The organism is Streptomyces sp. CB01580, from assembly GCF_001905795.1.
GTDB lineage: Bacteria > Actinomycetota > Actinomycetes > Streptomycetales > Streptomycetaceae > Streptomyces.
The window spans coordinates 1-21,952 of the sequence record NZ_LIXJ01000048.1 but is presented as its reverse complement, the minus strand read 5'-3'; the positions used below and the strand labels follow the sequence as shown (position 1 = coordinate 21,952).

Genomic DNA, 21,952 nt, shown 5'->3' with positions numbered 1-21,952 from the left:
AGGCCGGCGGAACGCGCGGCACATGCGGGACGCACAGGACGCGCGGCACGTACGAACGCACAGGAGGCTCGGGGCGCACGGGAGACCCGGGACGCCCGCGTCCGTGCCGCCCGTCATGTCACCCGGTTCATCCGGTCGCCCTCAGGCCCTTCGCGTCACCCCGGTGGTCTCACCCGGTGATTCTCGTGGCCAGGTCGGCGGCCTCCGCCAGACTGTCCACCACCGGCACCCCTGCCGCCTCCAGGCTGGCCCTGCTGTGCGACCCCCCGGTGTAGAGCACGGCCTTCGCGCCGACGTGCGCCGCGGCCACGGCGTCGTCCACGGCATCGCCGATGACGACCATGTACTCGGGGGATATGCCGTCCAACGCGGCGATGTGCCGTTCCATGTGCCGCGCCTTGCTGCCGCCGGACGGGCCGGTGCGCCCGTCGACCCGCAGGAAGTGCCGCTCGATGCCGTACCCCCGCACCACCGGGACCAGGTGCTCATGGCCGTACATGCTCAGCAGCGACTGGCTCCCGCCGGTCAGCTGCCACTGCGAGAGCAGGTCCGCGGCGCCCTCGGTGAGCCCGCAGGCGGCGCGCCGTTCGGCGTAGTACTCGTGGAAGATCACATCCATCCGCTCCCACTCGGCGTCCGTGGGGAGCCGCCCCATCAGCCGCTCGTAGAAGCGCGGAATCGGGACGCAGTACATCTCGCGGTACTGCTCCAGCGTGATCGGCGCCAGCCCGACCTCGCCGAAGGCGGCGTTCGTCGCCCCGACGACCGCCGCGTTGTCGTCGAGCAGAGTGCCGTTCCAGTCCCAGACCAGATGCGTGCGGTGCTTTCCGTGCGTCCCCATGCCGTAGAAAGTAGCGCGCGGGTCCGACAGTCCGTGCGGGAGCGGCCGTGACCGGGGCGGATGGGACGCATGAGGCGTCCCGCGCCGCGCCCGACCCCGGTTTCCCGGCCTCCGCCGTTCGCTCTTCGCGGAAGCTGCTCCCGGCCTCTTTCGTTCCCGGACACCGCTCCGGGCCCGCGTTCTCAGCCGATCAGGTTCGGGATCTCCTGGACGCCGAACCACAGCAGTTCGTGGTCCTCGGCACCGTCCACGACGAACTGCGCGTCGTCGTCACCGAGGTCCGCCGCACCCAGCGCGGCCGCGGCGGCGCTGACGTCCTTCTCGGCGTCGTCCGCGTCGACGTGCACCGCCGCCGCCACGGTCAAGGACACGGGAGACGCGATGCGCACCTCTCCGAGCGACGCGGCGTCGAGGCTGCGGTCCGGGTCGGCGACGGCCGCACCATCCGTTACGTCGACGGCGACGACGACCCTCCGGCGTACGGCGTCGGGGTCCCCGGCGATCATCCGCAGCGAGGCGGCGGCAGCCCGGTTGAGCGCCGCGTACTCCAGCTCCTCGATGTCATCGGACACGTACCACTCGCGCAGTCCGGGGGTCACGGCGTAGGCGGTCAGCGGGCCGGGACCGATCTCCCCCGCCCGGTGCGCCGCTGCGAGACCGGAAAGGGTCAGGGGGACGTACACGCGCATGGCTGGCCGCTTTCGTAGTCGGAATCGCCCTCAGGATACGTGCGACGTCCCCCTTTGGGGCTACGCGCACCGGGCCCGCCCCCGTCCACCCGGCAACCGCCCCTCACCCTCCCCCGGCCCGCCGCACACCCCGCGCACCACCGCCCTCATCACCCGGATAGGTGATTCACCCCGACCGTGTCCAACGCCACACCGGTGCTTGCGGGCGTCTCGCCGTCACCGTAGAAGGTCCCCATCGGAAGTTACCGCCCGGTATCAGCCCGGGCCTTGAAGCACGGGGGCAATGCGCGTTGAGCACGAACAGGACCCGGCCCGCCGGACGCCACGACCGGTGCAGGCCTGAAACCGTCCCTCCGCAGCGCACGAGGGCTCCGCGGCGTGTCCGGCCCCATCACTGGTTCGCCGAGCGCCTCCTCGCCGTTCTCAGCGGCCAGCGCCCGGTGCACTGGATGCTCGGGCACACCATCGGCGAGGCGTACGACCAACTGGCCGAACTGGCCCCGCGCAGCCCGCTCAGGGCCCGTGGCGCCCGCCCCGTGATCCGTATGTGCCACGGCGCCCAGCCCGTTCCGGGTGTGGTGGAGGCGTGCGCGAGCATCGCGGCGGGCGGGCGGGTACGGGCCATCGCCTTCCGCCTGGAGCAGGGAAAGGACCTCCGCTGGCGCTGCGCGGCGGTGGAGATGGGCGACGAATGCCGGCCTGCGGCCACGCCCCGATGAAGACCGCGCCGATGCTTCCCCGTGCCCCGGAAGCCGCGTCCAGGACGGCGGGACGCACCCTCGGGGAACACCTGGAAGCCACGCCCGGGACCGGGGGACACACACTCCGGCCCGTCGGGGGCGCGCCCAGACGTCACGCCCCGGTGGCACCGCCGGAGCGGCTCCGGGACGGCCCCGGGGCCCCGCGCGACCGGCCGGGAACGCGGCGGGGCCGGACACCCGCGAGGAGTGCCCGGCCCCGGCCACACCGAAATACGGCCGCCATCGCCCGTACGTCGACGGGCCCGGCGTCACTTCTTCCGGCGGCGCCCGCCTCCACCGCTCTTCTGCGCCTTGCGCCGCTCCGCACGGGTCATCCCGTCCGGGGCGGGCGCGGCGGCGCCGCCACCGTTGGAGAAGTCACCCTCGACGACCCCGCCCTCGCCGTCCACCGTGGGGGCGGAGAAGTGCAGGCGGTCCGGGCGCTGCGGGGCGTCGAGCCCCTTGGCCCGGATCTCCGGACGCGCCGCGGGCACGAGGTCCTCCTTGGCGAGCGAGGTGCGCTCGGCCTCGTCCTGCACCGGAACCTCCTCGACGTGCTGCTCGACCTGGACCTCCAGGTTGAACAGGTAGCCGACGGACTCCTCCTTGATGCCCTCCATCATGGCGTTGAACATGTCGAAGCCCTCGCGCTGGTACTCGACCAGCGGGTCCTTCTGCGCCATGGCGCGCAGGCCGATGCCCTCCTGGAGGTAGTCCATCTCGTAGAGGTGCTCACGCCACTTGCGGTCCAGGACGGACAGCACGACACGCCGCTCCAGCTCACGCATGATGTCCGAGCCCAACTGCTTCTCACGCGCGTCGTACTGCTCGTGGATGTCGTCCTTGATGGACTCGCCGATGAACTCGGCGGTGATCCCGGCCCGGTCGCCGACCGCGTCCTCCAGGTCCTCGACGGTGACCTTCACCGGGTAGAGCTGCTTGAACGCGCCCCACAGCCGGTCCAGGTCCCACTCCTCGGCGAAGCCCTCGGCGGTCTCCTGGCGGATGTAGTCGTCGATCGTGTCGTCCATGAAGTGACGGATCTGGTCCTGCAGGTCCTCGCCCTCCAGGACCCGGCGGCGCTCGCCGTAGATGACCTCGCGCTGCCGGTTGAGCACCTCGTCGTACTTCAGGACGTTCTTGCGCGTCTCGAAGTTCTGCTGCTCGACCTGCGACTGGGCCGACGCGATCGCCCGCGTCACCATCTTGTTCTCGATCGGCACGTTGTCCGGCACGTTGGCCATCGACATGACGCGCTCGACCATCTGCGCCTTGAACAGCCGCATCAGGTCGTCGCCGAGCGACAGGTAGAAGCGGGACTCGCCCGGGTCGCCCTGACGGCCGGAACGACCACGCAGCTGGTTGTCGATACGCCGCGACTCGTGCCGTTCGGTGCCCAGGACGTAGAGCCCACCGAGCGACTTGACCTCTTCGAACTCCGCCTTGACGGCCTGCTCGGCCCGCTCCAGCGCGGCGGGCAGCGCCGCCGCCCACTCCTCGACGTGCTCGCCGGGGTCGAGGCCGCGCTGGCGCAGCTCGGCCTCGGCGAGGTCGTCGGGGTTGCCGCCAAGCTTGATGTCGGTGCCTCGTCCGGCCATGTTCGTGGCGACCGTGACGGCGCCCTTGCGGCCGGCCTGGGCGACGATCAGCGCCTCGCGGTCGTGCTGCTTGGCGTTGAGGACCTCGTGCTGGACGCCGCGCTTGGACAGCTGCTGCGAGAGGTACTCGGACTTCTCGACCGACGTCGTACCGACGAGGATCGGCTGGCCCTTCTCGTGCTTGTCGACGATGTCGTCGACGACCGCCGCGAACTTCGCGACCTCGGTCCGGTAGATGAGGTCCGACTGGTCGACGCGCTGCATCGGCCGGTTCGTCGGGATCGGGACGACGCCCAGCTTGTAGATCTGGTGGAATTCGGCGGCCTCGGTCATCGCCGTACCGGTCATGCCGGAGAGCTTGCCGTAGAGGCGGAAGAAGTTCTGCAGGGTGATCGTGGCGAGCGTCTGGTTCTCGTCCTTGATGTCCACCCCCTCCTTCGCCTCGATCGCCTGGTGCATGCCCTCGTTGTAGCGGCGGCCGGCGAGGATACGGCCGGTGTGCTCGTCGACGATCATGACCTCGCCGTCGATGACGACGTAGTCCTTGTCCTTCTTGAAGAGTTCCTTGGCCTTGATGGCGTTGTTGAGGTACCCGACGAGAGGGGTGTTCACCGACTCGTAGAGGTTCTCGATGCCGAGCCAGTCCTCGACCTTCGCGACGCCGGACTCATGGATGGCGACGGTCCGCTTCTTCTCGTCGACCTCGTAGTCGCCGGTCTCCTCGATGCCCTTGAGCGGGTTGCCCGCCTCGCCCTTGGTCAGGCGCGTGACCAGCTTGGCGAAGTCCCCGTACCACTTGGTGGCCTGGTCGGCCGGGCCGGAGATGATCAGCGGCGTACGGGCCTCGTCGACGAGGATCGAGTCGACCTCGTCGACCACGGCGAAGTTGTGGCCGCGCTGTACGAGCTCGTCGGCGGACCAGGCCATGTTGTCGCGGAGGTAGTCGAAGCCGAACTCGTTGTTCGTGCCGTAGGTGATGTCGCAGGCGTACTGCTCACGGCGCTGGGCCGGCGTCATGTTGGCGATGATGCAGCCGACGGTCAGGCCGAGGAACTTGTGGACCCGCCCCATCAGCTCGGAGTCGCGCTCGGCCAGGTAGTCGTTGACCGTGATCAGGTGCACGCCCTTGCCGGACAGCGCGTTGAGGTACGTGGGCAGGGTGCCGACCAGGGTCTTGCCCTCGCCGGTCTTCATCTCGGCTACATAGCCGAGGTGCAGGGCCGCGCCGCCCATGATCTGGACATCGTAGTGGCGCTGTCCGAGGACTCGCTTGGCGGCCTCACGGACAGTCGCGAACGCTTCGGGAAGCAGGTCGTCCAGGCTCTCGCCGTCCGCGTACCGTTCCTTGTACTCGTCGGTGAGCGCCCGCAGCTCGGCGTCGGAGAGGTTGATGAAGTCCTCTTCGATGGAGCTGACCTGGTCCGCGATGCGGTGCAGTTTGCGCAGGATCTTGCCTTCGCCTGCACGCATGAGCTTGTTGAAGACGGACACTGAGGCTGGTCTCCTTGCCGGTCGGGCCTGGCACTGGGTCGGGTGTGGACGCTGGCGCGGGCACGGCAGGCGGGCCCCACCGCAACGGCCATCGTAAGCGAGGACCCCGTCACGCCGGGAGGGCTGCCGCCGCGTCGCCTGCGCCGTCCCCCTGTCTGTCAACGGACGGGAGGGTCCGAAGGTGCCGGGAAGTCCGAAAAGTGTTCGCATCCGGGCCACCGTCTCACCACAATCCGTGCATGGAGCCGATGACCCTCACCACCAAACGTCTTCTGCTGCGCCCCTTCGCCGACGGCGACGCCGACGGGATCCACGCGGCCTGTCAGGACCCGGACATCCAGCGCTGGACGGTCGTGCCCTCCCCCTACGGCCGCAGCGACGCGGAGTTCTTCGTGCGGGAGCTGTGCCCGGGCGGCTGGCGCGACGACTCCATGTACAACTTCGCGGTGGTGCTGCGCGAGGGCGGGGCCCTGACGGGCGCCCTCGGCATCACGCGCCGCAACCTGCCGGACACGTACGAGGTGGGGTTCTGGACCGCGAAGGAACACCGGGGCCGCGGATACACGGCGGAGGCGGTGCTGTCCGCCGCCCGCTGGACCTTCGCCTCGCTCGGCGGTGACCGGCTGGAGTGGCGGGCCGAGGTCGGCAACGTCGCCTCGCGCGCCGTGGCGCTGCGGACCGGCTTCCGACTGGAGGGCGAGCAGCGGTCCGGCCTGCTCAACAAAGGGGTGCGGCGCGACGCCTGGGTCGGCGCGCTGCTCCCGTCCGATCTGGGCCTGCCGGGCAACCGGACCTATCTGCCCACGACCGCGACCGCCTGAGGCGTCCGGCACACCGGTCCGCCTCCGCCCCTTCGCTCCGTACCCGTCCGTCGTTCCGCACCCGCCCGCCACGGAACCGGAGGATCCGCTCCCGGTCCACCGGCTCGGCGGCCCGTTGTCAGTGCCTGCCTCTAAGGTGCGGGACATGACGCTCGTGCCGCCTCCCGCCGTCGAACTCTCCGCCGACCAGGCGCGCAGGATAGCCCTGCGCGCCCAGGGCTTCCTGGGCGCCCCGAACCGCAGGGCCGGGGTCCCGGGAGTGCTGCGGCACCTCGGCGCCGTGCAGCTCGACACGATCTCGGTGCTCGCGCGTTCGCACGAGCTGATTCCGTACGCGCGCCTCGGCGCGGTCGGCCGGCCCGCGATCGAGCAGGCGTACTGGTCGGGCGGCCGCACCTTCGAGTACTGGTCGCACGCGGCCTGCATCCTCCCGGTCGAGGAGTGGCCGCACTTCGCGTTCCGCCGCCGCGCCTACCGCTCCCGCCCCCACTGGCACCACGACCTGCCCGACGGCGCGTACGAGACGGTGATCAAGCAGCTGCGCGCCGAGGGCCCGCTGACGGCCACGGAGCTGGGCGGCGCGAAGAACGGCGGCGAGTGGTGGGACTGGTCGGAGTCGAAGGTCTCCGTCGAGCGCGCCCTGATGTACGGCGAGGTGGTGTGCACCGAACGCCGCGGCTGGAAGCGGGTGTACGACCTCGCCGAGCGGGCCCTGCCCGATGCCGTTCTGCACGACGACCTGGACGACGCGGAGTGCCTGCGCCGACTGGTGGCGCTCGCGGGGCAGTCCCTGGGAGTCGGCACCCGCGCCGACATCGCGGACTACCACCGGCTCAAGGGTGAGCAGTTCGACGCGGTCGTGGCGGACTCCGGCCTGGTGCCGGTGACGGTACGGGGCTGGGCGAAGCCCGCCTGGGCCGACCCTGCGGCGCTGGCCTCGGAGCCGCGCGGACGGCACCGCACGACCTTGCTGTCGCCGTTCGACTCGCTGATCTGGGAGCGGGCGCGCACCGAGCGACTTTTCGGCTTCACGCACCGCCTGGAGGCGTACGTCCCCAGGGCCAAGCGGATACACGGCTATTTCGCGATGCCGCTGCTGGCGGGCGGAAGGCTGCTGGGCCGCGTGGACCCCGCGCGTGAAGGCAGCACACTGGTCGCACGTCAGGTGTCCCTGGAGGGCCGCAAGGCGGTGGTGCCGATGGCCGAGGCGCTGGCGGAGGCCGCGTCCTGGGTCGGCTGCTCGGCCGTCCGGCTGGAGCGGGTCGATGCCCCGGAACTGCGCGGACCGCTCGCCCAGGAGGTCGCCCGCGCCCTGGCGTGAGCGCGCCACCCCGCCCCGCCGAGGGGTTCGGCGTCGTCGGGTCGGGGCGCCGACGGATCCGCTGCCGTCACCCCGCCCGTCGCGTCGCCGGACCGGTCACCTGATCTCCAGGATCTTCTCCCGCATGGCATAGACCACGGCCTCCATCCTGGAGTGCAGCTGCAGCTTCTCCAGGATGTTGCGGACATGGTTCTTCACTGTGTTCTCGGAAATGAACAGTTCCTTCGCGATATCGCGATTGTTCATGCCGGTGGCGACGAGCTTCAGCACTTCGAGTTCCCGGTCGGTGAGCCGCGGCGCGGGCACCAGCCTGCGCTCGTCGGTCCGCTGGATCATCGACTTGAACTCGGTGAGCAGTTTCGACGCCATGGACGGGCTGATCTGGGACTGGCCGTCGGCGACCGCGCGAATCGCCGTGGCCACCTCGTCCGTGGAGATCTCCTTGAGGAGGTAACCGGTGGCGCCCGCCTTGATCGCGTCGTAGAGGTCGGCCTCCTCGTCGCTGATCGTCAGCATGATGATCTTCGCGCTGGGTGCCACCTCCTTGATCGACGTACATGCCTCGATGCCACCGCGCCGGGGCATCCGCACGTCCATCAGCACGATGTCGGGCAGCAGGTCGGCCGCCTTGTCGACCGCCTCCGCGCCGTCACCCGCCTCGCCCACGACCTGGATGTCCTCCTCCTGGGCGAGGACGATCTCCAGACCTCTGCGGAAGAGCGCGTGGTCGTCCACAACGAGGACCCTGATCGGCTCCTTGCGGGAACCGCTGGTCGCGTCCGCACCGGCGTCGTCGGCGTGATGCGCATCGCGCACGGGCCCGAAGGCGTCCGCCATCGTTCCTCCCCCTGAAGGCCATGGCCTGAAGTTCACAACTGTCCGCCAACAGCGGCTCTCCGAACAGCCGTTGGCTTGGGACGACATGATTTCATGCCTGGACGTCCGAGCGGTGACCCCGCCGACCGCACACATGTGCCCCTGGGGGCGCACAGACGCTCCAGGGGCACCGTGGAGGGGTGACGTCAGCCGCCGAGCGCACCGCCCGCGCCGCTCGCCCCGTCGGCCGCGAGCGGATCGGTCCTCAGGTGGATGACACCGTAGTCATAGGCGTGTCGTCGGTAGACGACGCTGGGTTCCTTCGTCTCGGAGTCGACGAACAGATAGAAGTCGTGCCCGACCAACTCCATCTCGTAGAGCGCCTGGTCGAGCGACATCGGTGCGGCGACGTGCGTCTTCTCACGCATCACCAGCGGTCCTTCGCCCTGGACCTCCAGGGAACCGAATCGGGTCGTCGGTACGGACGGAGCCGTCTCGCCGGGGACCAGCTCGCCCTCGCCGTTGAACGACGCGGCGTTCGGCACGGCCTCGGCCACCTCGGCAGCGGGAATCCGGCCGTTGCCCCGGCGGCTGTAGCGCTTGTCGTGCTGCTTGCGCAGCCGCGCCTCCAGCTTGCCTGTGGCCAGGTCCAGCGCCGCGTACGGGTCGCCGGCCGCAGCTTCCGCCCGGATGACCGGACCACGGGACCGGAGCGTGATCTCCACCCGGTCGGAACGGTCGGCCTGACGGGGATTCGGCTCCTTGGACACCTCGACGTCGAGGCTGATCACCTTGCCGTCGAACTTCTGGATCTTGTCCAGCTTCAGCTTCTCGGCCACGTGCTTGCGGAACCGCTCGGGCACCTCGGTCTTGCGGCCCTTGACGACGATGTCCACGCAGAACTCCGTTCCCGGATCGCTCCGCTCAGCGGCGGAGCATCTCCCTTTTGCACCAGGCCCCGGTGATGACCGGAGCCGCGGACTGGGTGACGTCCACCTCCTCCCCCAGCGGTGGGGACTCGCCCCCACCGAATTCCCGTTTCCGGACTGTCGGTGAGTTATCTGCCCGAAACCTGGCGGTGCATTCATTGAGGTCCGGCATTCACCATTCCTCACCACTGAACATAGCCTGCCCGGCCGGTTCTCGGCACCCGCTACTCACGCGTACCTCCGTTCAGGCCTTTTTACTCACTCACTACCTGCAACGATGCGGCTTCGGAGAGAGTTCCGGTTTATTTCGAAGGCCGATGGGGATACGGCGACGACGGCCGCCCGCCCGTTTACGTGCGCGGCCCTCGCGCGCCCACCGCCGTGTGCGGACCGTCCGTATCCGCATTCCGCCCCGATCGCCCGCGCCGCCTCGGCCAGCGAGGCACCGGTCGTCATCAGGTCGTCCACGAGCACCACCCTTCCCGTCGCGAGAAGCCGCCCGCCCCCGGCCGCGACCGTCAGCGCCCCCGCGAGATTCCGCTCCCGCTGCCGAGCGCCCAGCCCCGCCTGGTCGGCCACCACCCGGCGCTGCCGCAGCACCGGGACCACGCGCGCCGGAACACCACTCCGCCGCAGCTCGGCAGCGGCTGCCAGCGCGATCCGTCGCGTCGGATCATGCCCCCGCGCCGCCACGGAGCGCCGCGCGGACGGCACGGGCACCAGCAGCAGCGGTTCCGCGCTCCCCGTCTGCCCTGCTGGCCCCGTCCGCTCCGCCCCGGCCCGTACGGCCCCGGCAAGTGCCCTGCCGAGCGCCCCTGCAAGGCCCAGTGCCCCGCGCTCCTTGTGCGCCAGGAGCACCCCGCGCACGCCGTTCTCGTACGGCGCGGCCGCGTGCACCACCGGCAGGCCCGCAGGCTCGGGATCCGGCCTCACCCGGCGCGGCACCCCGCCGTACAGCACCGCCCGGCACTCCTCGCACAGCTCCGTGCGCGGCCTGCCGCAACCACCGCAGGACACCGGCAGGACCAGCCCGGAGATCTCCCGCCACCATCCCCGCATGCATCCACTGTGCACTCACCCGCGGCACCCGGCCACCCCTGTGGAAAACCCGCCTCGCCGACGCGCTGCGGCCCCGGCGAGCCACGTCTCCCCGGTCCGGACACGCCCCCGCTCTCCCCCGGCCAGGCCGTGCGCTCGGCCCGGACGGACCAGCGACGTGCGCTCAGCCCGGATAGACCAGCGACGTGCCCTCCTTGACCACGGTCTGCCAGTTGTCGCCCGGGGACAGCTTCACTATCCCGTCATTGCGTGTCGCCGCCATCAGCGGCAGATGCTCGTCGTCCGCCGCCGCGATCGACGACACCTCGTTCAGCCCCGGCAGGACACCCGAGGCGGGCGTCGAACCGTCCGCCTGCACATATCGCACCTGCTGGACGCCGCCCTCCTCCTTGCCGACCACCACGAGGCGGCTGCGGCCCGACCACGACATCGCGGTGACGTCCGTCAACTGCGGTGCGGCCTGCCGCAGATCCACCACTGAGAGCCGCTTCGGCTCCGCCGCGCCGTGGCGCTCGATCCGGCCGATCTTCAGGGTCCTGCTGCCGTCGTCCTGGGTCACCAGGAGTGCGATGCGCACACCGTCCGTGGACAGCCGCAGGGCCTCGATCCGGTTGCCGGCCAGGCTGGGCACGGCGACCTCCTGCGGTTCACCGGTGCCTCCCGGTATCCGCAGCAGCCGGGGTCTGCGAGGGTCCCGGTCGGCCACCCAGAGATCGCCCCGGCCGTCCCAGCTCGGCGCCGACAGCCGGTCGTTCTGCTTCTTGGCCCTGCTGGTCACCAGGGCCGGGGGAAGCTCGCCGTCCGAGACGATGGAGGACACGTAGAGGAAGGCCCTGTCCCGCGAGACCGCCGCCGCCGACTGCTCGTCCCTGGCCACGCCGACCTCGCCCATCCGCAGTCCGTTGCCGAACGGCCCTGACACCGGCTCCGGCACACCATCGCCCTTGGTACTGCCGGGGATGCGCTCCACATGGCCCTCGGCGTCGATGTAGTACTGGCTGTCCGGCCCGCTCGACGAACCGTCGGGCGCGAACTCCTCCGCCTGGTCCGCCTCGAGGACGCACAGCTGGGAATCGTCCGAGCGCAGCAGTTGGACCTGCTCGATCCGTGCCGACGTCAGATCCCGCAGCGTGTACAGGACCTGCGAGGCCATCATGCGGCAGGAGCTCTGCCCGGCGCCGTCCGCCTTCTTGTCGAGCGGGATCCTCAGGACGTTGCGGTCGTCCGGGGCCAGTGAGGTGACGTCCTTCTTCAGCGTCGTACCTGCGGGAAAGCGGGAACGGACCACCGGACGCAGCCAGTCGGTCGGCCCCGCCAGAAGACTGCGGACCGCTTGCGTCACGGTGTCCATGCCCGTGACGGGGTCCGTGCGGCTGCGCAGGTAGACGGGGTCGGCGACCAGTGTCGACTGCCCCACCGTCCGTCCCGCGGCGAAGTAGTACTTGTCGACCGAACGGTAGAGGCGTCGGAAGTCCGACTGCCCGAGCAGCAGCCCGTCCGGCACGATGTCGATGCGCCACTCCTTGCCGCCCGGGCCGTTCTCCCGCACCAGGTGCAGGGTCTCGTTGTACTCCGTGGGCGCGAGCGGCTGATACGCGCTCTGGCCGTCGACCGTCGCCACCTTGTCGCCGGTCAGGGTGTAGGCGAGTTCGGTGACGCCGGGATCGCTGTCGTTCAGCGGGCGGTCGCTGCGGTTGGGCGCCTTGGCGAGCACGGTGGTGAACGCGCTCGGTTTCCAGGTGCTCGCGGCCTTCCGCGTCAGGTACTTGCGCGTCGTCATGAACTTCGAGTCGTCGCTGGTCATGGATTCCAGGAAGCCGTCGACGATCTCGTTGGGGGTGGCGTTGTCACGCGGCGCCACGGCGTACACCTGCACCTGGGAGTCGCCGGGCTGCGAGCCGCCGCCGACCGGCCTGACGTCCCCGCTGACGGGCATCGAACTGCACGCGGACAACAGCACGGCACCGCATCCGAGCAGCGCGGACATCCGCGGCACGCGCCCACGGGCGCTTCCGCGACGGTCAGATCCCACGATTCGCGTCCCCCCGCTCCTGTTCCCGTATCACGGTGTCGATCTCGCCCCCGGGTTCACTGTCCGCCCGGCCCTCGGTGGGGCGTGCGACCACTCGTGCCCCGTTGCCGGGCAGGGCCGCCGGATGCACCGAGGGCGGCGCCGCCGGTGGAACCTGGGCGGAGCGGGACGGCACCGGAAGCGCTGGCCGGTCGCTGTCCGCGGGCTGGACCGGCACCGCTGTCAGCCGGTGTCCTCCCCCGGAGCCGGGCAGGGCCCGCTCCCGGTTCTCCCGGTTACGACGGGAGTCCTCCGGTTCCAGGGGTATCGGAGAGCCGCGCAACGGTTCGTCCGCCGTGCGCGGCAGGGTCAGCCGGAATTGCGAACCACCGCCGGGCTCGCCCCACGCCTGCAGCCAGCCGCCGTGCAACCGGGCATCCTCCACGGCGATGGACAGCCCGAGACCGGTGCCGCCGGTCGTTCGGGCACGGGCCGGGTCGGCCCGCCAGAAGCGGTTGAACACGCGCGTCGCCTCGCCGGGCTTGAGTCCCACCCCGTAGTCGCGGACGGCCACGGCGACCGCTCCTCCGGCCGCCTCCATGCGCACCACGACGTCCCGCCCCTCGCCGTGCTCGACCGCGTTGACGACCAGGTTGCGCAGGACGCGCTCCACCCGGCGCGCGTCGGCCTCCGCGATCACCGGCTGGCTGTCGCCGACCACCCTGATCCGGGTGCCCTTGCGTTCGGCCAGCGGTTCGGCCCCGCCGATCACCCGGTGCACGACCTGCCGCAGATCTATCGGCTCGGCCTCCAGCGCCGCGGCGCCCGCGTCGAAGCGGCTGATCTCCAGCAGGTCGGAGAGCAGCGACTCGAACCGGTCGAGCTGGTCCCCGAGCAGTTCCGCGGAACGTGCCGTCACCGGGTCGAAGTCGCTGCGCGCCTCGTGGATGACGTCGGCGGCCATCCGCACGGTCGTCAGCGGCGTGCGCAGCTCGTGGGAGACGTCGGAGACGAAACGCCGCTGCATCCGGGACAGCTCCTCCAACTGCTGGATCTTCAGCTGCAGGTTCTGCGCCATCTTGTTGAAGGCCTCCCCGAGCCGGGCGATGTCGTCCTCGCCGGTGACCTTCATCCGTTCCTGGAGCCTGCCGGCGGAGAGCCGTTCGGCGACCCCCGCGGCCATCCGTACGGGTGTGACGACCTGGCGCACCACGAACCACGAGATGGCCCCGAGCAGCACGACGACGAACAGTCCCGCGGTCGCCAGCGTGCCCTTGACCAGAGTCAGCGACTTCTCCTCCTGCGTCAGCGGGAAGAGGTAGTAGAGCTGGTACGGGTTGTGGTCGATGTCGTAGAGCCGTTTACCGACGACGAGTCCGGGCTGCGGGTCCTGCCCGTTCGCGTACCGGATCACGGAGTACGTCTGGAAGGCGCCCGGGCCCTTGTTGACCGCGTCCCGCAGGTTCTGCGGGACGCTCGCCGCCTCGACGCTGCCCGAGCCGCGTGGCGCGCGCGTGCCCTCGTCCGCGCTGAGCGCCACCACGTTGAAGGCGTTCTTCCCCCCGCTGGCGAGCTGGTCGACCAGCTCGGTCCGCCAGGAGTTGTTGGCGGTCGTACCGTCCGCGATGTCCCCGCTGCCCTGCCCGCCGGGAGCGAGCGGGGCGTTCGCCTTCTCCTGGGCCGCGGCGAAGCCGCCGGCGGCCTGGGTCTGGGCGGCCTTGCCCTTCGCGTCGAGCAGGCCGTTGCGGACCTGCCCGATCACGACGATGCCGAGGAGCAGCACGACGGCGAGCGACATGAGCAGTGTGCCCGCGACGACCCGCAACTGGAGATTGCGCCGCCACAGCCGTACGACGGGCAGCAGCGGACGCCGCACCCAGCGCATCAGCAGTCGCGGCACCGGGCCGCCGGGCGCATGGTCGTGGAACAGCCGGCCCCCTTTGAGGAGGCGGCCGATCCGGGACGACCTGTGCACCGGAACGGCAGCCCGCTCCGCACGGGCCCCCGGCTCCCCGGGCCGCGGAGCAGTACCGCCCAGAGGCATGTCAGCTCGGTCCGGCCTTGTAACCGACCCCTCGGACGGTCACCACGATCTCGGGCCGTTCCGGGTCCTTCTCCACCTTGGAACGCAGTCGCTGGACATGGACGTTCACGAGCCGGGTGTCGGCCGCGTGGCGGTACCCCCACACCTGCTCCAACAGCACCTCACGGGTGAACACCTGCCACGGCTTGCGCGCGAGCGCGACCAGCAGATCGAACTCCAGCGGGGTGAGCGCTATCGACTGCCCTTCCCGCTTCACCGAGTGCCCGGCCACGTCGATGACCAGGTCCCCGATGGTGAGCTGTTCCGGCGCCGGTTCCTCGGACCTCCGCAGGCGTGCCCTGATCCGGGCCACCAACTCCTTGGGCTTGAACGGCTTCACGATGTAGTCGTCGGCCCCGGACTCCAGACCCACCACCACGTCGACCGTGTCGCTCTTGGCCGTGAGCATGACGATCGGCACACCCGACTCGGCCCTGATCAGCCTGCAGACCTCGATGCCGTCCCTGCCGGGCAGCATCAGATCCAGCAGGACCAGGTCCGGCTTGGCCTCACGAAACGCGGCGAGTGCCTTGTCGCCGTCCGCTACGAACGACGGCTCGAACCCCTCACCACGCAGCACAATCCCGAGCATCTCGGCCAGTGCGGTGTCGTCGTCGACGACAAGGACGCGTCCCTTCATAATCGACATCATCCCATTAGCTAATCGTTACCTGCGATGACCTGGCACACAGCTTTGCGAGTCCGTCCCCGGTGACCGGGGAAACCGCGCCCTCCTCCGTGACGATCGCCGTGACCAGCTCCGGCGGTGTGATGTCGAACGCCGGGTTGTACGCGGCGGTTCCGGCCGGCGCGACGAGCCGTCCGCCGACTCCCTCTTCCACCGCCCCACCTTGCAGAAATGTGAACTCGGTCACTTCACTCCCCCATCGCTGTTCCACAGTGATCGCCGCTCCGTCCGCGGTGTCCGGATCCACGGTCGTGGTGGGCGCCACCACGATGAACGGTACGTGGTGGTACTTCGCCAGCACCGCCAGCGGATAGCTCCCCACCTTGTTCGCCACCGAGCCGTCCGCCGCGATGCGGTCGGCCCCGATGAGCACCGCGTCCACCTTCCCCGCGGCGAACAAGGATCCCGCCGCGTTGTCCGTGAGCAGGTTGTACGGCATGCCGTTGCGGGCCGCCTCGTACGCCGTCAGCCGGGCCCCCTGCAGGAGCGGACGGGTCTCGTCCACCCACAGCCGGCTCAGCCGCCCTTCCCGGTGTGCCGCGAGTGCCACCGCGAAGGCGGTTCCCTCGCCGCCCGACACCAGCGCTCCGGTATTGCAGTGCGTCAGCAGCTGGTGTCCGCCGGCTGGCAGAAGCTCGTCCAGGAGAGCGAGCCCGTACCGCGCCATGCGCGCACTGGCCTCGGCGTCCTCCCGGTGCAGTGCCCTCGCCTCGGCCAGCGCCGCCTGCGCGGCATTCCGGGAGCCCGCCCCCTTCTGCGCTGCCGCCCGGTACGCGGACAGGGCCCGCCGTACCCCGTACGCGAGGTTCACCGCGGTGGGCCGCGCCCCCGCCAGCAGCCCCGCGGCCTCTTCGACGTCGTCCCCCCGCACTGCGGCGAGTGCCACCCCGTAGGCTCCGGCGATGCCCAGCAACGGCGCGCCGCGCACCGCCAGTGTCCGGATCGCCCGCACCAGTGTGGGCCCGTCGGGGCACACCAGCTCGGCCTCCTCCGCGGGCAGCCGTGTCTGGTCGAGAAGCACCAGCACGGGCCCTTCCGGCAGCTCGTCCCAGCGGAGTACGGAAAGGACGGGAGGCTCGTCGCCCACCGGCGGTTGCTCGTCGTGATCAGCCATCCGCCCAGTCTGCCCGGTGAGCCGCCCCGGATGAAGGCGAGCAGGAGATACCGCGCCCGGTCCCCGATGAAGCTGCGCGTGGCACGATGGGCTGCCGACCTGCCGTACCGATGAGCGGACAGGACCGTTAAGGAGCGAGAATGAACGACACTCCGGGCTGGGCCTCGCCCGGATCTGCCCCCTCCGAGGGCCAGGGGGCGGATGTACCCCGCCCCTCCGAGCCCGTCGACGGCAGCGGCCCGGCAGGCAACTGGTCCCCGGCCCAGCCACCGGCAGCCCAGTGGTCCCCGCCGAGTGCCCCCGGCACCGGCCCGGGCGTGCCTCCCCCCGGCTACGGCTGGGGTGCCGGCCCCCAGGGGCCTGGCTGGGGGCAGCCGCCTGCCGCGGCCAAGCCCGGAGTGATCCCGCTGCGTCCGCTCGGCGTCGGCGAGATCCTCGACGGCGCGGTCTCCACGATGCGCACCCACTGGCGCACCGTGCTCGGCTTCACGCTGGCCGTGTCCGTGATCGCCCAGATCGCAACGATTCTCATGCAGCGCTACCTGCTGCCCGATCCCATCGTGATGGACCCGAAGGCCACCGGCCCCGAGGCACTCCGGCAGGCCACCGAATCCGTTCAGTCCACGCTGATCACCAACGTGCCGTCCATGCTCATCACGTTGATCGCCACACTGTTCACCACATCCGTGCTGACCGTGGTGATCAGTCGCTCGGTGCTGGGCCGCCCGGTGTCGCTCGCCGACGCCTGGGCCGAGGCCCGGCCCAGGCTTCCGCAGTTGCTGGGCCTGACCATGTTGCTGACGCTGATGAGCGCCGCGCTCATGACCCTCGGCCTTCTGCCCGGTCTTCTGGTCGGCTCCACGGCTGGAGCCGGTCTCGTCGTCATCGGCCTCCCCGCGGCGCTCGCCGTCGTCCTCTGGCTGATGGTCCGCTTCGCGCTCGCTTCCCCGGCTCTGATGCTGGAACGCCAATCGATCACGTCCTCCATGCGTCGCTCCGCGAAGCTGGTCAGGAACGCGTGGTGGCGGACCTTCGGCGTGCTGGCTCTGACCTGGCTGCTGACCGCCATCGTCGCCGTGATCATCGCCATCCCCTTCACCATCATCGCGATGGTCGTGGACAGCAGCGGTACCGAATCCCTTCTCTTCGACGGCTCCATGTTCTCCACCTGGCCGTACCTGATCATCTCGGGCATCGGACAGGTGATCACCGCGACGATCACCTACCCACTCTCCGCCGGAGTGATGGCGCTGCTCTACATCGACCAGCGCATCCGCCGCGAGGCGCTGGACCTCGAACTCGCCCGGGCAGCGGGTCTGCCCGGATACGACACCGGGAGCTGATGTCGTGTCGGGGGTGGGGGGTTCGGCAACGGCACGGCTGCTGGCCCGGGCGAGCGGCGACATACCCGTGGACACTCCGCGTGTCCCCGCCCGTGAGGCCGCGGAGCGCGAGCTGTCCAAACCGATGTACCACGAGAACGATCCCGGTCTCCTCCGACGCGGTCTCGACCAGCTCTGGGACTGGCTCGGCGATCTCCTGAACATGGCCTCCGGCGCGGCACCGGGCGGCCCGCTCGGCCTGGTCGTGCTCGCACTGGCGCTCATCGGTCTGGTGGCCGCGCTCTGGTGGCGGCTGGGCACCCCGCGCCGCATCGTGCGCACCACCGACACCCTCTTCGACGACGCCCCGCGGACGGCGGCCGAGCACCGGGCGGCCGCCGAGACCCACGCGGCCGCGCAGCGCTGGAACGAGGCGGTCCAGGAACGCATACGCGCCATCGTGCGCTCTCTGGAGGAACGGGCCCTGATCGACCCGCGCCCCGGACGCACCGCCGACGAGGCCGCCGCCGAAGCCGCACGCCTGCTGCCCTCGCACGCCACGCGCCTTCGCGCCGCCGCCGGCGATTTCGACGACGTCACATACGGCGGCCGCACCGCGGACCAGCGGGTGTACTCGTCCGTGCGAGAGCTGGACATCGATCTCGAAGCCTCGAAGCCCCTCCTGACGACGGCGGCCCAGGGGGCAGCCGAATGACACGCACCACCACCGTCTCCGCCACCTCCGCCTCCCTCACCCCGCGCCAGGCCTGGTCCCGTGTCCGCGGCCTGCTGCTCGCCCTCCTCGTGCTCCTCGCGGCAGGAATCGCTCTGGCATCCGTGCGCTCCGGTGATCAGCACGGCCGCCTCGACCCGCGCTCCGCCGACCGCTACGGCAGCCGGGCCGTCGCCGAGCTCCTGAAGGGCCGCGGCGTATCCGTCCGTGTCGCCACCACCCTGGCCGAGGCCACGACCGGCCTCGGCCCCGACACCACACTGCTCGTGACCTCCCCCGATCTTCTGGCACCGCACCAGCAGGAGGAGCTGCGGGCCAGGACCGCGCACTCGGGTGGTCGCACCGTCCTTCTCGCGGCGGGCCCTCCATCCGTCGGCACCCTGGTCCCCGGAGTCCGCGCGAAGTCCGCCGGGCCCACGACCACCCGCGACCCCGAGTGCTCCCTGCCGGCTGCCCGCAGGGCGGGCGCCATCGAAACGGGAGGCTTCCGCTATGCCGCGGGCGACCTGGCCACCACCGCGTGCTTCCCGAGCAACGGCCTTCCCACCCTGCTCCTGTTCGAGCAAGGCGCCGGAGAGACCGTTCTTCTCGGATCCTCCGATCTTCTCCACAACGACCGCCTCGACGACCAAGGCAACGCATCCCTGGCCCTGCAACTTCTCGGCTCCCGTCCCCATCTGATCTGGTACCTCCCCTCACTCACCGACACCGGCGCGATCAGCGGTCACGACGGCGAACACGCCGACCGCGGCTTCACCGACCTGATCCCTCGTGGCTGGCTGTGGGCCACCCTGCAACTCGCCCTCGCCGCCGTACTGGCCGCCATCTGGCGGGCCCGCCGACTGGGACCCCTGGTGACGGAACGACTGCCCGTCGCCATCCGTGCATCCGAGTCCGCCGAGGGCCGGGCCCGTCTCTACCGCAGGACGAACGCCCGCGGCCGCGCCGCCGACTCGTTGCGTGCCGCCGCACGGGGGCGTGTAGCCGCCCTCCTCGGCGTCGCTCCCCGGGATGCCCATTCCCCCACCACACTCGTCCCCGCTGTCTCCACTCGTCTCGACGGCGACGAGAGCCGCCTCCGGTACCTGCTCTTCGGACCCGCTCCGTCCGACGATGCGGCTCTTGTACGACTGGCAGATCAACTCGACACCCTCGAAAGAGAGGTACGCACCTCATGAGCGCCCCGCCCCCAGTGCCCGCCAGGACCACCGAGCCCCTCGCGAACGGCGATACTGCCCGTGCGTCCCTGGAAGCGTTGCGCTCCGAGATCGCCAAAGCCGTGGTCGGTCAGGACCCGGCAGTGACCGGACTCGTCGTCGCTCTGCTGTGCCGGGGGCACGTCCTCCTCGAAGGCGTTCCCGGCGTGGCCAAAACCCTCTTGGTCCGGGCTCTCGCCGCCTCGCTCGAACTCGATACCAAGCGTGTCCAGTTCACGCCGGATCTGATGCCGAGCGATGTCACCGGCTCGCTGGTCTACGACGCCCGTACAGCGGAGTTCTCCTTCCAGCCCGGGCCGGTCTTCACCAATCTGCTCCTGGCCGACGAAATCAACCGCACGCCTCCCAAGACACAGTCCTCCCTCCTGGAAGCGATGGAGGAACGCCAGGTCACCGTCGATGGCGTCCCCAGGCCCCTGCCCGACCCCTTCCTCGTGGCGGCCACGCAGAATCCCGTCGAATACGAGGGCACCTACCCGCTCCCCGAGGCCCAGCTGGACCGGTTCCTTCTGAAGCTGACGGTGCCCCTGCCGTCCCGGGACGAGGAGATCAACGTCCTCACCCGTCATTCAGAGGGCTTCAACCCGCGCGATCTCGCATCAGTCGGCATACGCCCCGTCGCCGGGCCCGCCGATCTGGAAGCAGCTCGTGCCGCAGTCGCCCGAACCAAGGTCTCGCCCGAGATCGCCGGCTATGTCGTCGATATCTGTCGTGCCACGCGTGAATCCCCCTCGCTCTCCCTCGGTGTATCCCCCCGAGGTGCCACCGCCCTGCTGTCGACCGCCCGGGCCTGGGCCTGGCTCACCGGCCGCGACTACGTCATTCCGGATGACGTGAAGGCCCTCGCCCTCCCCACTCTTCGTCATCGCATCCACCTGCGGCCCGAGGCGGAGATGGAGGGAATCACCCCCGACTCCGTCATCACCTCGGTCCTCGCCCACGTCCCCGTACCCCGATGAGGCGCTGACCGTGGCCCTTACCGGACGCACCGCCCTACTGGCCGCCCTGGGGTCACTCCCCGTAGGCATCCTGGCCCCCAGCTGGACCGGCCTGCTCGCGGTCAACGCACCGCTTTCCTTGGCAATTCTGTGCGACTACGCCCTGGCCGCGCCAGTACGAACGCTTCGGTTCACCCGATCTGGTGAAACAAGCGTTCGACTTGGTGAGACGGCCGAGGTGCAACTCACCGTGACCAATCCTTCCCGTCGGCGGCTGCGCGCACACGTTCGTGACGCCTGGCCGCCGAGCAGCTGGCCCACCGGCGAGGACCGGACGGCCTCTCGCCATACGTTGACGGTTCCGGCGGGGGAACGCCGTCGGCTGACCACCTTTCTGCGGCCGACCCGGCGCGGTGACCGCCGAGCCGAGCGGGTCACGGTCCGTTCGTTCGGACCGTTGGGACTCGCCGCTCGGCAGGGAAACCATTACGTCCCGTGGACGGTTCGCGTCCTGCCTCCCTTCACCAGCCGCAAACACCTTCCGTCGCGCCTGGCCAGATTGCGCGAGCTCGATGGCCGCACCAGCGTTCTCACTCGTGGAGAGGGCACGGAGTTCGACAGTTTGCGTGACTACGTTCCCGGCGACGACACGCGATCCATCGACTGGCGCGCCACGGCACGGCAGTCCGCCGTCGCGGTGCGCACTTGGCGCCCCGAGCGCGACCGTCACATCTTCCTGGTCCTGGACACGGGTCGGACCTCGGCCGGACGTGTCGGGGACGTGCCACGTCTGGACGCCTCTCTGGACGCGGCCCTGCTCCTCACCGTGCTCGCCACTCGCGCGGGCGATCGCGTGGATCTGCTGGCGTACGACCGGCGTGTCCGGGCCCACGTTCAGGGGAAGTCCGCGGGAGAGGTTCTCTCGGCCATGGTCAACGCCCTGGCCCCGATCGAACCGGCGCTCGTGGAAACGGATGCCCAGGGGCTCGGAGCCATCGCCCTCGCCAGCGCTCCTCGTGGAAGTCTGATCGTGCTCCTCACCGGCCTGGACGCTGCTCCTGTGGAAGAGGGACTGCTGCCGGTCCTGCGTCGACTGACCCCACGCCACACCGTGCTGCTGGCCTCCGTGGCCGACCCGCACATCAAAAAGATGCTGCGCTCCAGGGGCACAGTGGACGCAGTCTACGAAGCCGCAGCCGGCGCTCAGGCCCAGGCAAGACGGCTTCGGACTGCGGAAGAACTCCGGCGTCACGGCGTCCTGGTCGTCGATGCCATCCCGGAGGATCTCGCTCCGGCCCTCGCCGACGCCTATCTGGCCCTCAAGGCAGCGGGCCGCCTCTGAACCCTTCCGCCGCTCCCCGACACTTTCGGAAAATTACCCCCGGGATACCGAGGGGCTTTCTCGGCAACGAGGTGCTGGGAGATCATCGCGGCCGTCGCCATGGTCTGGCTGCCGTGCCCGAGGCCCGCGAAGCCCGCCACGACCCAGGCGAACGCCCAGATCAGGCCGACCAGCGCGATGACCCGGCTGCGGCGGCGGC

18 protein-coding genes are annotated in these 21,952 nt (G+C 70.4%); 8 read left to right on the top strand and 10 right to left on the bottom strand.

Annotated features, from left to right (window positions below; all coding sequences use genetic code 11):
- Positions 1–169: 169 nt before the first annotated feature.
- Both AMK22_RS35740 and AMK22_RS35735 read right to left on the bottom strand, forming a co-directional pair.
- Entirely contained in the window at positions 170–841 is a 672-nt protein-coding gene (locus AMK22_RS35740) for an HAD family hydrolase (protein ID WP_073791797.1), read from the bottom strand.
- Positions 842–1,023: 182 nt separating this feature from the next.
- Positions 1,024–1,530: a DUF6912 family protein gene (locus AMK22_RS35735; protein WP_073791795.1), complete on the bottom strand. Its 507-nt coding sequence runs from the start codon at positions 1,528–1,530 to the stop codon at positions 1,024–1,026.
- 290 nt (positions 1,531–1,820) lie between these two features.
- Here AMK22_RS35735 and AMK22_RS35730 point away from each other — a divergent pair, with 290 nt between their 5' ends.
- A complete protein-coding gene (locus tag AMK22_RS35730; RefSeq protein ID WP_073791793.1) occupies positions 1,821–2,249 on the top strand; it encodes an Rv3235 family protein in 429 nt (142 codons plus the stop codon).
- Between the two features lie 290 nt (positions 2,250–2,539).
- Here AMK22_RS35730 and secA read toward each other — a convergent pair whose 3' ends face one another.
- Positions 2,540–5,359: a preprotein translocase subunit SecA gene (gene secA, locus AMK22_RS35725; RefSeq protein WP_073791791.1), complete on the bottom strand. Its 2,820-nt coding sequence runs from the start codon at positions 5,357–5,359 to the stop codon at positions 2,540–2,542.
- Positions 5,360–5,598: 239 nt separating this feature from the next.
- On the opposite strand from secA, the gene AMK22_RS35720 reads away from it, so the two are divergent.
- The gene (locus AMK22_RS35720; RefSeq protein WP_073791790.1) at positions 5,599–6,180 is read left to right on the top strand and encodes a GNAT family N-acetyltransferase; all 582 of its coding nucleotides are present in this window, start codon (positions 5,599–5,601) and stop codon (positions 6,178–6,180) included.
- 145 nt (positions 6,181–6,325) lie between these two features.
- Positions 6,326–7,501, top strand: coding sequence for a winged helix-turn-helix domain-containing protein (locus AMK22_RS35715; protein WP_073791788.1), 1,176 nt, complete (start codon positions 6,326–6,328; stop codon positions 7,499–7,501).
- 96 nt (positions 7,502–7,597) lie between these two features.
- On the opposite strand, the gene AMK22_RS35710 is transcribed toward AMK22_RS35715, so the two are convergent.
- From AMK22_RS35710 to mtnA, 7 genes are all read right to left on the bottom strand, one after another.
- Positions 7,598–8,338: a response regulator gene (locus AMK22_RS35710; RefSeq protein ID WP_073791786.1), complete on the bottom strand. Its 741-nt coding sequence runs from the start codon at positions 8,336–8,338 to the stop codon at positions 7,598–7,600.
- 185 nt (positions 8,339–8,523) lie between these two features.
- On the bottom strand, positions 8,524–9,213 hold the full coding sequence (gene hpf / locus AMK22_RS35705; RefSeq protein ID WP_073791785.1) for a ribosome hibernation-promoting factor, HPF/YfiA family: 690 nt from the start codon (positions 9,211–9,213) through the stop codon (positions 8,524–8,526).
- Positions 9,214–9,504: 291 nt separating this feature from the next.
- Positions 9,505–10,305, bottom strand: a complete 801-nt coding sequence (locus tag AMK22_RS35700) for a ComF family protein (protein WP_073791783.1) — start codon at positions 10,303–10,305, stop codon at positions 9,505–9,507.
- A gap of 163 nt (positions 10,306–10,468) precedes the next feature.
- Positions 10,469–12,292 carry an LpqB family beta-propeller domain-containing protein gene (locus AMK22_RS35695; protein WP_073791781.1) on the bottom strand — a complete coding sequence of 608 codons (1,824 nt, stop codon included), beginning with the start codon at positions 12,290–12,292 and terminating at the stop codon, positions 10,469–10,471.
- Between the two features lie 34 nt (positions 12,293–12,326).
- Positions 12,327–14,360, bottom strand: coding sequence for an MtrAB system histidine kinase MtrB (mtrB, locus tag AMK22_RS35690; protein WP_079186583.1), 2,034 nt, complete (start codon positions 14,358–14,360; stop codon positions 12,327–12,329).
- A 1-nt stretch (position 14,361) separates the two neighbouring features.
- On the bottom strand, positions 14,362–15,051 hold the full coding sequence (gene mtrA, locus AMK22_RS35685) for a two-component system response regulator MtrA (protein ID WP_007448372.1): 690 nt from the start codon (positions 15,049–15,051) through the stop codon (positions 14,362–14,364).
- A gap of 4 nt (positions 15,052–15,055) precedes the next feature.
- Complete coding sequence (gene mtnA, locus AMK22_RS35680; RefSeq protein WP_073791780.1) at positions 15,056–16,201, bottom strand: S-methyl-5-thioribose-1-phosphate isomerase; 1,146 nt, start codon at positions 16,199–16,201, stop codon at positions 15,056–15,058.
- A 140-nt stretch (positions 16,202–16,341) separates the two neighbouring features.
- Between mtnA and AMK22_RS35675 the strand changes: the two genes are divergently transcribed.
- Genes AMK22_RS35675 through AMK22_RS35655 form a run of 5 tightly spaced genes read left to right on the top strand, consistent with a single transcriptional unit; the run spans position 16,342 to position 21,753 of the window.
- Complete coding sequence (locus tag AMK22_RS35675; protein WP_073791778.1) at positions 16,342–17,544, top strand: glycerophosphoryl diester phosphodiesterase membrane domain-containing protein; 1,203 nt, start codon at positions 16,342–16,344, stop codon at positions 17,542–17,544.
- 4 nt (positions 17,545–17,548) lie between these two features.
- The gene (locus AMK22_RS35670) at positions 17,549–18,238 is read left to right on the top strand and encodes a DUF4129 domain-containing protein (RefSeq protein WP_073791776.1); all 690 of its coding nucleotides are present in this window, start codon (positions 17,549–17,551) and stop codon (positions 18,236–18,238) included.
- Positions 18,235–19,434 carry a DUF4350 domain-containing protein gene (locus AMK22_RS35665; RefSeq protein ID WP_073791774.1) on the top strand — a complete coding sequence of 400 codons (1,200 nt, stop codon included), beginning with the start codon at positions 18,235–18,237 and terminating at the stop codon, positions 19,432–19,434. Before AMK22_RS35670 ends, AMK22_RS35665 begins: the two co-directional genes overlap by 4 nt.
- Entirely contained in the window at positions 19,431–20,432 is a 1,002-nt protein-coding gene (locus AMK22_RS35660) for an AAA family ATPase (RefSeq protein WP_073791772.1), read from the top strand. The genes AMK22_RS35665 and AMK22_RS35660 overlap by 4 nt, the downstream gene beginning before the upstream one ends.
- A gap of 10 nt (positions 20,433–20,442) precedes the next feature.
- Positions 20,443–21,753, top strand: a complete 1,311-nt coding sequence (locus tag AMK22_RS35655) for a DUF58 domain-containing protein (RefSeq protein ID WP_073791770.1) — start codon at positions 20,443–20,445, stop codon at positions 21,751–21,753.
- Positions 21,754–21,952: the final 199 nt, after the last annotated feature.